The sequence below is a fragment of the Bradyrhizobium sp. CB82 genome (genome assembly GCF_029714405.1).
Lineage (GTDB): Bacteria > Pseudomonadota > Alphaproteobacteria > Rhizobiales > Xanthobacteraceae > Bradyrhizobium.
Genome location: NZ_CP121650.1, coordinates 8385833 through 8401187, shown reverse-complemented (window position 1 = coordinate 8401187; position 15355 = coordinate 8385833). Strand labels below are relative to the sequence as shown.

The 15355-nt window shown below is 56.7% G+C and carries 6 protein-coding genes; 1 reads left to right on the top strand and 5 read right to left on the bottom strand.

All coding sequences use genetic code 11. The features are described from left to right. Positions 1-33: 33 nt before the first annotated feature. The 4 genes from QA640_RS39935 to QA640_RS39920 all read right to left on the bottom strand — a co-directional run bounded on the left by QA640_RS39935 (position 34) and on the right by QA640_RS39920 (position 10737). Positions 34-1389, bottom strand: a complete 1356-nt coding sequence (locus QA640_RS39935) for an MATE family efflux transporter (RefSeq protein ID WP_283038102.1) — start codon at positions 1387-1389, stop codon at positions 34-36. Between the two features lie 51 nt (positions 1390-1440). Next, positions 1441-7896 (bottom strand): non-ribosomal peptide synthetase, encoded by a 6456-nt coding sequence (locus QA640_RS39930; RefSeq protein ID WP_283038101.1) that lies wholly within the window; start codon positions 7894-7896, stop codon positions 1441-1443. A gap of 995 nt (positions 7897-8891) precedes the next feature. After that, positions 8892-9479 carry a GNAT family N-acetyltransferase gene (locus QA640_RS39925; RefSeq protein ID WP_283038100.1) on the bottom strand — a complete coding sequence of 196 codons (588 nt, stop codon included), beginning with the start codon at positions 9477-9479 and terminating at the stop codon, positions 8892-8894. A gap of 928 nt (positions 9480-10407) precedes the next feature. Next, positions 10408-10737 (bottom strand): hypothetical protein, encoded by a 330-nt coding sequence (locus QA640_RS39920; protein ID WP_349253681.1) that lies wholly within the window; start codon positions 10735-10737, stop codon positions 10408-10410. Positions 10738-11951: 1214 nt separating this feature from the next. Here QA640_RS39920 and QA640_RS39915 point away from each other — a divergent pair. Next, the gene (locus tag QA640_RS39915) at positions 11952-12371 is read left to right on the top strand and encodes a hypothetical protein (RefSeq protein ID WP_283038098.1); all 420 of its coding nucleotides are present in this window, start codon (positions 11952-11954) and stop codon (positions 12369-12371) included. 129 nt (positions 12372-12500) lie between these two features. On the opposite strand, the gene QA640_RS39910 is transcribed toward QA640_RS39915, so the two are convergent. Beyond that, positions 12501-15161 (bottom strand): PAS domain S-box protein, encoded by a 2661-nt coding sequence (locus QA640_RS39910; protein WP_283038097.1) that lies wholly within the window; start codon positions 15159-15161, stop codon positions 12501-12503. Positions 15162-15355: the final 194 nt, after the last annotated feature.

Below are 15355 nucleotides of genomic sequence, written 5' to 3'. Positions count from 1 at the left end.
AATGCTCTGGCCGCGATGATGTCCGTTGTCAGGTCAACTCGTCATCGCTCTTGAAGTCGGGTGCCGTCGTAGCTCGGCGAACTGGTTGAACATGACAAACAGCGCGATCATTCCGGCGCCCAGCTCAGCGAATGCTTGACTGGCCAACAGCCCGTTGAAACCCCAGATGACCGGGAATAACAGTACGGCCGGTATGAAGAGATAGCTCTGCCTCGCCAAGGACACAACCGCGCTGAGGCGTGCCCTCCCGAACGACTGAAGCATGGTCGTCACGAAGCTCTGAATACCAAAAAGCCAAAAAAAGAGATGAAAGACGATGCAGCTTGAGACGGCGATTTCCGTGACCTTCTCACTATCGCTGAACAACCTGACCAAAGGTCGGGCCAAAATCACAACGGCCGCAGAATATGCAACGGAAAGAGCAAAAGCCACGGAGAGCATGAACTTCGCAGCCTTCAATACCCGAGCAAAGTCGCGTGCGCCCCAACCGAACCCCAGGACAGCTTGAGAACCTATGCAGAAGCCGGTGATAGGCAGTGCGCCGATCACCAGCAATCGCACAGCTATTCCCACTGCCGCGATGGAATCGTCGCCGAACGGGGCAGCAGCTCCGTACAAGAGCATAGAGGCAATGGCGGATAAAATACTGGTCATGGTCGCTGGCGCTCCTATGAGCGCGAGCTGTCTGATGCGAGCCGCTCGCAACGAGATGTGAGAGATCCTGACGAGGACCATCCCGCGGAGCTTTGTAAAATACGCGATATAGAGGCTAATAGCAGCGATCTGAGATACCAGCGTTGCCAAAGCTGCGCCTCGCACGCCGAGGTCCAGCAGGAATATGAGGACAGGATCAAGCGCGGCGTTCAGTATGAAGGCGGTCATCATCGTCCACATGCTGAATCGTGTGTTGCCTTCGGCTCGGACGATGAAGCCGTTGACGATGTTCAGAAGCATCAGGGTATACCCGAACAAAATCGTCGCCGCATAGTCGAGCGCCAGGGGCATGATGGTTGGCGTGGCTCCCAGCGTTACGAAGATCCCTCGCAGATTTAAAAGCAGAGCGGCGGTAAACATGATGCCGATCGGAGCGGTGAACGCCAGTGCAGTACTGGCGCCACGACTCGCCTCAAGGTACTCACCAGCGCCAAGATGACGAGATATGAACGAGGCTGTTCCAACGCCAATCCCTTGTCCGACTGCCGTGAGCAGGACCACGATCGGAAAGGTCATGCTGACGGCTGCGATCGCCTGCGTGCCAAGTGCGCCAACAAAGATCGCGTTGACGACCTGGTGTAACGCGTTGATCGATAAGCCAACAATAGATGGAATGGCGAGCCGCAGGATAAGGCTCGAGAGATTGGGGTCCGATAGATCGATGTTCTTTGGCATCGCGATCGCCCTCAACGGCAACTTCCGTTTGCGGCTCATTCATGGATGATTTTAGAATTCGCTGATCGTCTGTAACAGCTCCTGTCGCAACACCGTGCAAAGATTGCGGGTCGCCTCATAACCCACTTGGGTTGGATTATATCTCGTTTCGATCTGTAGCTGGCCGGCTTCATAGCCGACACTGAACCAGAAGAGGTAGTTCACGCCTGCTTCATCCATGTCTTTGCCGATCCAGAGTGGAGAAGGGTCCTTGGCTAGGAAGTGCCGTGGAAAATGGCGCTGCAAACCCACTCGATAATTCAATCCAATTCGGGGTAAGGGCAGGCGATCGATCCGGCTCCGCACGGCAGGATCTCGGTTCAGGAATTTCATGGCGCGAAAGCCTATTGCGCTGCGCGGCAGGGCACTGCGCTGGCGGTAAATTGAACGAGCACGATCGGGCCGGGGCTCCGTGCCCGTGAGAACCAAGGGAAGCGGAACGATCTCGCTGATAACGCCGATAATCTGAGATGGATCGAGATCATCAAACAGCCGACCTCGGGTGGAGGTGAGGCTATCAATCCAGAGCGAATAGCTGCCGAAAACGCGTCCAATGGCGCCAGATAGGGCGGCAAGGAACACATCAAAGTCCTGACACTGCGCCGATCTGGCCGCAATATTGAGGAGACGCGCTGTCGCTTCCTTGTCAATCTCCAGATAGTACTTGGCCTGATCTTCCCAAAGGGACCGGCAAGCTGCTTCATTCAAGCGACCCTCAAGGCCCGCATAGTGAAGCTCTCTTGCGGTCACTTCCGAAAAGCTCGCAGCCCCCGATGAAGTATCGCTGATATGTAAATCGAACTGATGGTAGTCAATCCCCTCCCAGTATGAGAGTTCAGCTGGCGCTTCGCTGTTCGCGTAGTGCTCAAGGCGCTTCAACCATGGGAAGAGCATTTGTATGTTCTCGGGACCAGTCACGGCGTGGCCCGAGGCAAGGGCGCTATACGCCGCATCCATTGCTTCCAGGAACAGTCGATAGCCTATCCCGTCCGCTACAAAATGATGCAAAAGGAAGAGCAGATGGTAATCGCCGCTTTCCGAGGTGCGGAACGCCGTGACGTTAACAAGAGGCGTCTGGCCGTCAAACCGAAACATATGTTGACGCCTGGCTGAGATGCTCTCGATTGCCTTACGCTGCTCTAGACCGGTCATTCCGACAAGATCGATCTGCTCCACGAGGCGCTCAGCCACGGAAGGTCCAATTGTCAGCCGTAGACCATCGTCGGTTCGGGCAATGCGGAGTCTGAGGCCTTCGTGCCTATCCATGACATGGGCAAGGGCACGCTCGAGAATTTGAATATTCAGTAGTCCCCGGGGCAAGAAGAAGAGATCGCCGATGTTGAAATGCTCACCGAAGCCGGCGAGACGGTTCCAAGACGAGATGGCAGGGGTGACTGGCAATGAGCTGCCCCCCGTAGGGAAGGTATCGGGTGTAACCGCCGCGCCGTTTGCCGCTAATTCCCTGATGGTCGGTGTTCGATAAAGTTGGTCGACAGTGAGGGCCAGCCCGGCTTTGCGCGCCAGCGTGACGCAGCGCACGCTCAGAAGAGAGTTTCCGCCGATATCAAAGAAGTTTTGATCGATTCCGACCCGCTTGGCGCCCAATAGATCCTGCCAGATCGCAGCAAGAATATGCTCCTCCCTCGTGCGGGGCTCAGCAGATGGGCCGGGCCCGACCTCGCGGTAAGGAACGGACGACAGGCGAGCACGATCTATCTTTCCGTTCGCTGTAACGGGGATACTGTCAACCAAACGGAAGGCGGCGGGAATCATATAGGAGGGCAATGTTTGGCGCAGGTAGGTAACAATATCTCCAGAGCTCAGACTGTCGCGAGCCGGAACCACGCTAGCGGTCAAGCGACGATGATCCTCCATGCCGTCCGCGACGACCGCGGCCTTCGCGATTGCCGGATGAGACTCAAGGGCCGCTTCGACCTCCTCTAGCTCGATGCGAAAGCCCCGCACCTTGACCTGGTTGTCCGATCGGCCGCAAATCTCGAGAAGGCCGCCAGTTGAGATGCGTGCGATATCGCCACTTCGATAAAGAATGCTGTATTGTCCGTCATCATACGGATTGGGCACAAAACAGCGGCAGGTCCGATCTTGATCCCGCCAGTACCCAGCACTCACGCAGCGCCCCGCGATGCAGAGTTCGCCGGCGGCTCCAACAGGGACTCTCTTCAACTGGGCATCGAGCACGTAGAGTTTGACGTTATCGATTGCGCGCCCCACGGGGACGAGCGACGAGCCGTTGTCGGCATCCGATGTTTCGTAGATTGCGGCATTCGACGCACATTCTGTAGCACCATAGAAGTTCCACAACGGCACGTCCGGGAAATGCGTACGCCAGCGAACGGGGAGCGAGGCAGGCATCGGTTCGGCGCTGCTTGTGACCAACCGCAAGGCAGTCGGTCGCGGGTGTCGTTCCTGGGAAGCAATGAGGCCGGAAAGGAGTGGGGGCGAGGCAAATAAGTGTGTCACGCGATGTCTTACCAACATGCACAATAATAGATCTGGATCCAGCAACTGCTCTTGGGTCAGGATCAGCGCGGGCACACCTCTTAGAAGCCCCCCAAAGTACTCCCAAGCGGACGCAACAAGTGATGCGGACTTCTGGATAACCATCACGTCGGTACTGTTGAAGCGAAAGCTTCGCCACATCCAGTTCAGTCGATTGAGAATTGCCGATTCCGGTATCAGAACCCCCTTGGCGTTCCCGGTCGAGGACGACGTGTATATAAGGCTCGCAATTCCCTGATCGGATGATTTGTCGCTGCGCTCAAAATCGTACGCGGGCGCGTCGCACTCTTCTAGGTTCAATAGACAAATCGACGGCATGTCAAAACCAAGGTCAGCGGCATTTGCGTGGACCAACAGCTTTGCCTGAGTATCTCGCAGGATATGTTCGATCCGATGACGCGGATAATCCGGCGATATTGGGACAACAATGGACTGCAAGGCTCGCGCCGCAAGAAAAGCAGCGGCCACGTCAGGCGACCGATCAACCAGGATAGCGACCATATCGCCAGCCCCGACGTCGGAAGCCTGCAGCAACGACCTGATAGCTGTTACGCGCTGGCGCAAATGGCCGAATGTGATCTCTCCGAAATCACCAAAATATGCCACCCGGCTGCAACTAGAGACGCTGATCTGATCGAACGCTTCGACAAGCGGACATTCAACCTCATATGGCTGCGCCGAGCCTTCCAGCGAGTCCAGCATAGTGACGTCTGACGCGCTAAGGCAGCTCAGGTCTTTAATGGGCGCAAGCGGCTTCTCCACGCAGGCTGCAATCAGACAGCGCAGATTGTCGACCATCCGGACAATCAGATCGCTGGAAAACATGTCCTCGGCATACGCCAACTGGAGGGCAATTTCGTCGTTCTGATCTTGCGCGTACAATGTCAGATCGAATTTTACATAGCCGGTGTCAAATTCGCGGAATGTCAGATCCAACTCATGTTGGCCAAGTGGCTCCGCGGCCTCGGAATACATGTTGAACATGACCTGGAAGATCGGTGAGCGTCCGGCCTCGCGATGTAGCCGGATATCCCTTACCATCCAGCCGAATGGATATGCTGAATTTGCGATGGCATCGCTGACCAAGTCCTGGATGCGTAAGGCATGAACCGCAAACGACTGGTCGACATCGATCGCGGTGCGGATTGGCAGCATATTGAGGAAGAAGCCAACAATTTCAGTGCTGCCAGGTTGATCTCGTACGACGTGCGGTGTGCCAACGATAATGTCGTTCTGACCGCTATACATCTTCAGTAGCAGCTTGAAGCATGCGAGGAGTGTTGTCGACGTGGTGCACCTATGTCGGCGCGCAAATTCCCGTACCTGATTGGAGAGGTCGCTGCCAAGCAGTACCGCATGCGAGGCGCCGCGGTAGGAATTTGTCTGCGGCCGAGCTTTGCCCGTTCCAAGCGAAAGCACTGGCGGATAATCACCAATCTGGCGACGCCAATAGCTACGTTGGTTGGACAGCGTCTCCGGCGTAACGTGTTGCTTCTCCCAGAGAGCGTAGGTCGAGAGTGATGCGCGGTTCTCTGGCAAAAACGCAGCCGCATCTACGTACCGTTGTCGAAGGTCCCTGATGAGAACAGAGATCGACCAGGCGTCGATGATAATTTCGTGAGCGGTGATCAGTATGAGATGGTTGTCAGAGCCAAAACGGATCATGCGCGCGCGAAACAGACGGCCTTGGCTGAGATCAAAGTTTCCGTTCAGCTCTGTGCGCCGCAACTCTGCGATCAGCTCCTCACCTTGCTGCGCCGTGAGATGAGACGCGTCAATCAATTCAAGACGTGCGCATTGCGGAGCATCAAAAAGCTGAACCGGACCGTCCTCGTCGACAAAGCGGGCCGAAAGTGCCTGATGGGAATGAACGACATCGGTCCAGGCGCGATTGAACGCGGCCAGATCGATGGTTCCCCTTATTCGCAGGCCGCCTTGAATGACGTAGTTCCTGGCAGACGGATCGAGCTGCGAGAGAAACCATAGGTGCTCCTGAACTCGCGTCAGAGGCGAGCGCGTAAGCTTTCCGTAGGTCGGGGCTGTGCACGGTTTGGAGTCGATTCGGCCCGAGATCGAAGCCGCGAGAGATCGGATCGTTCCATTCAGCACCATCCTGAAATCCGTTCTCACTCCGAGTTGGGTCTGTAACTGGCCCAATATGAGCATTGCCCGGAGCGAATCTCCGCCGAGGCTTATGAATTGATCGTTCACGCCAATGTTCTCAATACGCAGAACGGCGGACCAAATTCGACGCAGCTGGGCTTCGAGTCCTGTTTGCGGTTCCTCGAATGGCGTCGGCAATGGAGGGCGAACACTGGTCGGGTCCGGCAATGCTCCAAAATCGACCTTTCCGTTTTTGGTCAGCGGAATACGGTCGACGTGGATGATCCTCTCTGGCAGCATGTAGGTGGGAAGCGCTTCGGCAAGAAAGTTCCGAAGCTCGCCTTCCGCCAGTTCAGCGGGAGCTGATACATACGCGATGAGTCGTCTCGATCCGGTGTCCCCCGCGACCCCGGTTATGTCCCTCGCCATTAGCTTTACGCCTGCGCAGGCGGAGGCGACCGCGACGGCGCCACGTACCGAATGATGAGCGGAGAGACGGGCCTCGATTTCTCCGAGCTCAATTCTGTGCCCGCGGATTTTGACCTGACGGTCCCTTCGACCGAGACATTCCAAAAGGCCATCGGAACGAATGCGCCCGAGATCACCTGTCCTGTATAGACGCCGGAATGACGGGTCGTTTGAGAACAGATTTGGCACAAAGGCTTCATTGGTGCGGACATCGTCATTGACGTAACCAGCAGCGACGCCAACACCGCTAACACAGATTTCGCCGACCTCTCCCGTGTTGCACAGCCGCGATCCGTCGACGACATAAACCTCAAGGTTAGAAATCGGCTTGCCGATCGGCACATAAAGGTCAGCCGGCGCAGGCGGCACCGAAACCAGATGATGTGTAACGCCGTCCGCGCACTCGGTCGGTCCGTAGTGGTTGAGAATGGGAACCCGGGGATACAAGGCAAGCCACGCGCGCGCCAGTCCGGGTGTTAGAGGCTCTCCGACCGTAGAGATAATCCGCAAACCGTCCAGAGCTCGCTCAGGCGCCGCAAGCGACTGCAGATATTCAATAAATATTGCAAGCATCGACGGAACGAATTGAACAACCGTCACGCCGTACCCTTGAATTGCTTTGAGAAGGGATGCTGGCGATTTCAATGTCGCATCATCAAGGATCGCGATGCAGCCTCCGACGCAAAGCCCTGCCAGAAGCTGCCACAACGAGATGTCAAAACAATGCGATGCCGTCTGCGCGATGCAATCCGTCCGAGTGAGGGCTAGGGCATTAGTTTTCTCCGCCAGATGATTGTTTAGGGCTGCGCGCTCGATCATTGCGCCCTTAGGCTGGCCCGTCGAACCAGACGTAAACAGAATGTAGGCGAGTCCATCCTCGTTCGATGACGGCACGACAGACGAAATCTGGCCATGTCGTAACGCGGCCTCTATGGATATGAATTGCGCGGCGACTTTGCTATTCGCCTGTAACAGGTTGAGCGAATCCAGCTGGTGTGGGCCAATAATCAAAGCGCAGCGGCTCTGCTCGATCATGAATGATGTACGCGAAGCCGGTAACGATGGATCGAGCGGCAGGTACGTTGATGCCGCCTTCAAAATTGCGACGACCGCCGTCGCCCAGTCGAGGTCTCGCTCACCCAAATAGCCGACGACCGCGCCCTGAGCGCCATGCTCTTGTAACGTCCTTGCGAGGGCATCCGATCTTGATCGCAGCTCCTTGTAGGTGAGTTCGCCCGCGCCGACCCTCAGCGCAACCCTCTCTGGATCCGATCCTGCAATGCGGTCGATCGCCATGATCGCGTCGATCGGCAGACATTCCACAAACTGATTCTTGCTGGATCGATCGTCGGTAGCCGTACGTGTCACGCCATCCATCGCTTTGTGCGGCCCTTAAATCAGAAAATTGTTGGGAGCCCATCGATGCAACGGCCCGCCGGCAGTGATCGACGCTCGGTGAACTGAACCCTACCAGCTCTCAGCATCAGACGTGCCAACTGTGCCAAAGGACGGATGCGTATGCTTTGCGTCGACCGGGGCAGGGCCTCGTGTGTTCATTGTCTGGCCCCGAACAAAACCGTCTTCCATCGAACGCGGTCATGTTAGGTCATTGCCAATCATTCTTGACTGGATAGGGCGACGGTATGAACACCTCGTCGTTTGCGCCCAAAAGCGAATATGGCCGAGCCAGATGGTGCCAGCCACCCTCCGCGCTATGACCACTCGACCATACCGCTTCGATCTCGTCTCTTGAAAAATATATCCTCGACGCTAACGCGCTGTGTTCACACCGATAAAGTTGTCGCTCACCTTCGCCGCCATTTTGAGCTGTCACTGGTTCCACGCTCCCTTCGAGCTCAAAAACGGCTGACCCCCAACCGATCGGACGTGCCGATCTGCCCGGAGGCGATGCGCGCTGGTGGCATCTGGATGGAGGCCACGTTCACTTATGCCGATCTCGCCGAGCGCTGACATCAGCAGCTTGCGAACGGCCCCGCCTCGACCTTGTCCTTGCAATCGCGCCACCGCAGCCGGACGAACGTGCGGTTTCATAGCGCTCCCTCCCGATTGCGCGCGGCGAGTAGGACGGTCCGGACCGGACGCCATGAGCCAATAAAGCCGAATCCTTCCAGTTCGCCGGACGGGACGTGGTGATAATGATTTGAATAGAGCAAGCAGCGTGCTGATTGAGGACTGCAGCCACTCGCGCTGTAGCGCCTTAGAGGCCGCAACCGCACGGAACGTCACGTCGTTGGGGGAGTTGCCTCAAAGCTGGCATCGACCTTTATTGCTGGCGCAACTCTGGCTAGACCGGCCGTGTCCGCAGGGAAGCTTCGGCATCTGGAGCATGCGAAGGGTCTTCCGAATTTCGCTCAATAAGCCGTTCGCAACATCGGCGTGAGTGGTGGCGAAGAACCGTGCTGTATCTCTCCAATAACCTTGAAGCCGTGACGTTGGTAGAAGGGAATGTTGTCCGGATTCGAACTTTCGAGGTAGGCAGCGATGCCCTGCTCATCACATCGTTGAAGAGCGTATTTCATCAGCAATGTGCCAAGCCCTTGTCCGACCCAGTTTGGATCAACGGCAATGAGCGGCAGATACCAATGTGGCTCGGGGGGGTGATGTTCGGCCATTCCCTGCCGTAGGTGTGCCATATCTTCGGTGATCTCCGGGCGCAGGGACAGCGCCATGATTGCGTCCAGCGCATCCTCATCTTGCTGCACGTCGGGAGGCAGCCACAGGGCCGCGGCGCGACTCTCGCCCGTGACGTACGCGGTGCCATGCTCGAATGCTCCTCCGCCACAGGCGTTGATGAATTGAGGCATGCTCCTAAGATATTGCCCTGGGTCAGGCCAACTCCAACGCATCAACGGATCGGCGGCAAAGCCGAGCACAATTGTCCAGACGGTGCTCGCCCGAATGCTTGCGTTCGCAGAGGTGACGTCCGACTCCACTGTCATGATGTCGTTTTCGGGGAGTTGCAAGGGTAGAGCACAGTACCGATACCTCTGAACGAGAGCAGACTGGATGCACCACGGAGGTTTTTTCGGACGCTTTTGGTTCGCGTTCCGGGCTTGCCTCCTGCCTCAGAAGGCCGCCTTCGACGGCCGCTTCGGACGAAGGCTCCGCGGTGGTCATCTGGATCCTGCCCTTCCTAAAGGAAGCGTCGACTTTCTTGGCGTCGACAACGTTCGGCAGCCCGCTCGAAAGAAACGACAAGAATGCTTTGAGATTGCAAGTGCGAAGAAGTCACGGCACGCGATCGATGCGAACATCGTGCGATGGCGGCGCTTGAACCGGGCTCCCGGCACAGCCGAGCACGTTAGCAAGCGTCGCGCGTCGAAGTCGAGATTAGGCAACATCGTTTATGAGGTATCACCTCGTCTCCCATTGAGCTATTCTGAGTAAGGCTTCTTATTCAAAACACGTGCCAACTGCGAAACCGCTTAGACTATTGCCCTCAGTCTCTTCGCCGTCAGCGCCCTTGAGAGAAATTGAGAGACTTTTTCGAAGGGATGATTTCCAGTTCATCGTAGCCATAAGGGGCGAAGCTGAAGCCGCGGGTTGTCCCGATCAGTGTTGAACGAAGCAGGTTTCATCATATTAGCCAACGGATGCCGGGCGTGATTCCGTCTTCACGCTGACTCGCGGAGGTAGGGCATGTCAGGTAAATCACCAGTCGTGGCGAGTGAACAGCAGCTGGCGGCACTGCGGACCTTGCAGCCTCGCACGGTCACGGGGAGGCCGATTGCGCGAGAGCCGTATTGCTGACGTTGTCGGGTTGACCAGCACGCATTGCGCAAACCGCTTCGGTGTGAGCGCGCGAACGACGGCTCACCATTCAACTGTGGCCGAAAGAGAGCACTGCTTCCGGACAGGCAGTTTTCATCACTCTGGCGGCTGCGGATTGTTGACGGGATTGGTGTCGTACTTGATTATCCGCGCAATCAGTCCGCAGCTGACCAGCGGCTGCAGGGCTCTCTCCAATGCATCGGCAGTTGCCTTGGCATAGACTTCGCGGTCGTCCACGTAGACTGCGAAGTTCTTCAAGTACTTCTCTCGCTTCGCCGGATTCTCGATCGTCGCCTTTGTCCATTCGTAGAGCGGATACCGCTCGACGCCGTATTTTTCGCCGGCGGCCACATACTCGGCAAAGGCATCGAACAGACATTTTGGCGCGGCACGATGGGATACGAGGATATCGAACAATGGCCCCAACTTCGGCTCTTGGCGTCTTAGTCGTATCGCTTCCGCCGCAGCCGAATCGCTTACATCAAATCTAAGCTGGTATTCCCAGTGAGGCGTCACGGCTTTCCTCTCGCACCCGAGTGTCCTCTCTAGCTACTCCAGGCTCTTCCGAAGCAGGTCGTTCGGCAAGTTTAGGGTGTCAACTAGCATCGCCCCGGAGCAGGCCGGGATTTCACAACAACGAACAAATTCTGCTCTGCAAGTATTCGGCTGTGGACCAGTTCCGCCTCCGGTGGGGTGTGCGTCGGCGAAGACGACGGCAATCTCAGCGACGTTTCCCGCCCCGACCGTAAGCTTGAGCTTGCCACGCGCATATGAGGGAACTGCAATCGGACAAGGCGTCTCAAACGTAACGGCATACAATGCGGTCAATCGAATCCCTAAAGCGGATCGTTGCATCAACGTTTAAGCTCCCGTAGAGCGGACCTCGATAGGCCTGCTTCCGCCTCGATTCGGCAACTCCCCAGAACGTCCCGCATTGCTGGCCCGCTACAGGCTGGCCTACCGCTGCATAGTTCGTGAGAACTCATCTCCCTTGGCGATCACAATCAACCCTTCCACATTTCACTCTCGAAGGTCGTGCTGCCGACCAACAAAACGCAGGCGTATGTGAAGACATCGCACTCAGCGATCTTAAGTCCATGGCCGCTTATGGCCAGCCATGTCCTCTTCGCCAGTCGGTCAGCGATGCAAGCTGCGATTAGGCGAGGCCGTGTCACTAAATATACTAGTGAAAGCAACCTTGCGCTCCTCCGGGAAATGGTAGGGAGCGTGCGCTCTACTTTCGGATATCTTCCGCTGCCTACACTCAGGAGCAAGAGCGGGGGCGAACCAAGAGTCGGGCGACCAGCGCCGGGAGAAACTCATAGATACGTTACAAGCAGATCACGGACGCGATGATCCGTGGAACATCCAGCTGAGTGGTTTGGACATAAGCGAGTCTAAACGCTTTCAAGACGATAGCATATGGCCTTACTTCGAGCGGCTGCGAAGGGAAGATCACGTGCACTACTGTCAAGACAGTCCGTACGGCCCATATTGGTCGATAACCAAATACCGCGACATCATAGCGGTCGATACAAATCATAAAGTGTTCTCGTCAGAGCAAGGCGTCACCACTGTCGATGTGCCAGCGGAACATCTTCCTCCGGGCCTTAAGTCGCGGTAGAGCGATTTTTCACGGCTTGCCGTGCAATGAGACCTTCAACTGGGTTGACGACGCAGATGCCGAGCCTCGGCTCGACTTGATTTCGATGATGGCGCATTCACCCGCGACCCGAAATATGGACTCACGAGAGTTCCTTGGCAATCTTATCCTCCTGATTGTGGGCGGAAACGACACCAAGCGCAATTCGATTAGCGGTGGCCTCTTGTTCACGAACCAGAACCCGTCCGAGCTACGAAAGCTACGAGACAATCCTATGCTGCTGTCGAGCGCTGTGTCCGAGATTATGCGTTGGCAGACGTCCATCGCACGCAGGCGCGGCGACGCCTCGCAGGTGATCTTCCCGGGTTTAATCGGCGGCGCGCTGACACGCATTTCTATCGACGCACGCACGTTTCGCCTGCGACGATTTGCGGACACGAGGCGCATGCCGACGTGAACGCAGCCCGCAACATTCTCACGGCCGGAATGCGGCCCGCGGTGGATGTCCCCGTTCGCCGCAAATCTCGTAGAGCCGCTCAAATTAAGGCTCCTCGGAAAATCCCCTCCGTTCAGGGAGGGGAAGACGTTAAGAGACGACTGGCAGCACAAATTGAAAGGTCGCGCCCGGCTCTTGCTTGCGGACGATGGACAGGCGCCCTCCGTGAGCTTGCACGATCGAACGACAGATCGATAGACCCATTCCAAGGCCGCTCGATTTGGTAGTAAAAAACGGGTCTAAGATGCGATCAATGTCTTCGTCAGCGATTCCGGCGCCGCAATCGGTCACGGAGAGCTGCACACGCCCCTTATCGTCCATGGATGACTGGATCGTCAATTCGCGCTTCCGGTCGCCAATCGTATGCATGGCCTCGATGCCGTTCATCACCAGATTGATGATCACCTGTTGCAGCTGAACCCTGTCACCGAGGACGGTGGGAAGCGTTGGCGCAAACTTAGTTCGCAAGGTCACTTGGTGATTAACCAGCTCACGTGTCACCAGCCCGATGACCTCCTTAGCGACGTCATTGATATCGAGCGGTACCATCTCGATCTCACCTTTCTTCGCAAGTGCGCGGACCCTGCGGACCACCTCGCTTGCCCGGATCGCGTCTTCGATGATCCAGTCCACCGATCTGCGCGCAGCGGGAAGGTCGGGAGTTTCGCGACCCATCCAGCCGAGGCATGCGTCGGCGTTGCTGATGATGGCGGCGAGCGGCTGGTTTACTTCGTGGGCGATGGAGGCCGTTAGTTCCCCCAGCGTCGTCACGCGTGTCACGTGCGCAAGGTCCGCCTGTGCCTTCCGCAGCTCTTGTTCGGCCTGATCTGCGCGAATTCTCGCGGTGATGTCAGTGCTGACGCCACGGTAGCCGAGAAAGTTGCCGGCTAGATCAAAAAAGGGTTTACCGCTGGTCCGGACGTAGAACGCAGACCCGGTCTTGTTGACGGCGCGATAGATCAGATCGCGAAATGGTAGATGTGCCTCTAGCGTCGCCCGATGCTGCCGCCACTTCTCGGGTTCTTCATCAACATCGCACGCAATTTCCCAGCGAGGCAGGCCGATGACCCCTGAGGCCAAGATGCCTACTGCGCTGGCGTGCTCCGATAAGTGGGTGACCAAGTGGTCTGGTCCGGTCTCCCAGAGCCAGTCGGAAGCGGTTTCGGCGTAGTCCCGAAAGCGCTGCTCGCTCTCGCGCAGCGCAGCAAGGGTGTTTTCCAGACGTTCCCTGGCCGCGTGTTGCTCGGTGACGTCCATATGCGTTCCGATGAGTTCGACGGTGACGCCATCGCTTCCCAACACAGCGTGCGCAACTGAGTGTATGTGCCTTATCGCGCCATCGGGAAGACGGATTCGGAAATCATATTCGAAGTTGCCTGCCTTCTGTTCAATAGCCTGACGTTGCACTTCCTGCGTCAGCGCTAAGTCATCTGGATGGATACGCGACCTGATGGTCTCAAGCGATACAGGCTCGTCTGGATCCAAGCCAAACAGTCGATTCACTTCGGCAGAGCGATACGCAAAACAACGACGGTGGCAATCCCAGGACCAAGTGCCCATGTGACTGAGCTGCTGCGCGTCGGCCAGATAGGCTTCACTACGGCGCAGCTGCTGTTCCGTTTGCTTTGCTGCCGTGATGTCCGTCGCCGCCCCGACAAACTCGATGTCGCCAGACGCGGTTCTCGTGGCCCGTGCCAGCGCGTGAATGTGCTTTACCGACCCGTCGGGCATCAGCAGTCGGTATTCATGATCGAAATCCTGGCCTTGAGACGCTCGATCCAGAATCGCTTGGACGGAAGCCCTATCTTCTGGGTGGGTGCGGTCAAGGACGTGTTGCGGTGTCGGTATCGTCTTCTCGGGATCGTAATCGAAAATCCGAAAGTTCTCCTTGGACCAAAAGACCTCGCCCGTGGCGGTGTTCCAGCCAAAACTGCCAGTATGGCTCAATTCCTGCGCCTGCTCCAAATGCGCTTCGCTCCGTTGCAGGGCAAATTCCGTCCGCTTTCGCTCAGTAATATCTTCGCAGGCAATGAGGACGATGGGCTTGTCGTCGGCCCAGAGCATTGCTTTGGCGTTTTCGCGCACCCACAGCACCGAGCCGTCCTTCCTGACCTTCTGGATGTCCCAGGTGTGCGACTGACCGATGTTTGTGAGACACTCCTCGATGCATTTGCGAACGACTTCACGATCTTCTTCCTGAAAGACCTTCAGCACGGATAGGCCGACCAGTTCCGCAGGCGCGTAGCCGAGTTGAGAGGCGCCGAAAGTATTGACGTTGAGGACCGTTCCGGCTTCATCGACCATGAAGTACATGACCGGATTATGCTCAAAGATCGCGCGCCACCGTTTTTCGCGGTCATGCAGTTCGGCCGTGCTGTGCCGTAGCTTGGCTGCGACCTCACGCGCAGCGTCCCTTTCGTGGCGGGCCTTTCCGATCAGGTGCGTTCCGATAATTGAAGCGGTTAGGAAGGCGACAACCACCAAAAGGTTCTTTGGGTCATCGATCCGGAGACTGAACGTGGACGGTATAAACAGGTAGACTGACGCAGCGACGGAGACAATGGAAAGCACCGACGTTGCGATGAAGCTGCCCATCAGCGAAAACAGCATTATCACCACCAGATAGGCGAACGCCGTCGCTGCGAAAGGGCTATGAATATACAAGGATATTAGCGTCACCGCCGCTAGCGCAATGCTACCAAAAACGAGCTGCGTCGCTGAACGTCCCAAAATGGTGAGCTGGTTAAACATGCTTATAGCAGTCCGGCCCTTCTGGCGGAGAGGTTAAATACTTCAATTTAATTCGGCGCCGACAGGCGCCCCGAGTGATTTTGAGATCGCTACTGATCAGACAGCCGAAGAAGGCGCACTACAAACCTTCGTATAGTTACAAACCTTCGTATAGTTCTAACTATATTAAATCGAACGGTCACGTAGGGCAATTA

Bases quoted from the DNA above. Each gene is read 5' to 3' on its own strand.
- QA640_RS39935 (WP_283038102.1), bottom strand. From the start codon at position 1,389: ATGCCAAAGAACATCGATCTATCGGACCCCAATCTCTCGAGCCTTATC.
- QA640_RS39930 (WP_283038101.1), bottom strand. From the start codon at position 7,896: ATGGATGGCGTGACACGTACGGCTACCGACGATCGATCCAGCAAGAAT.
- QA640_RS39925 (WP_283038100.1), bottom strand. From the start codon at position 9,479: ATGACAGTGGAGTCGGACGTCACCTCTGCGAACGCAAGCATTCGGGCG.
- QA640_RS39910 (WP_283038097.1), bottom strand. From the start codon at position 15,161: ATGTTTAACCAGCTCACCATTTTGGGACGTTCAGCGACGCAGCTCGTT.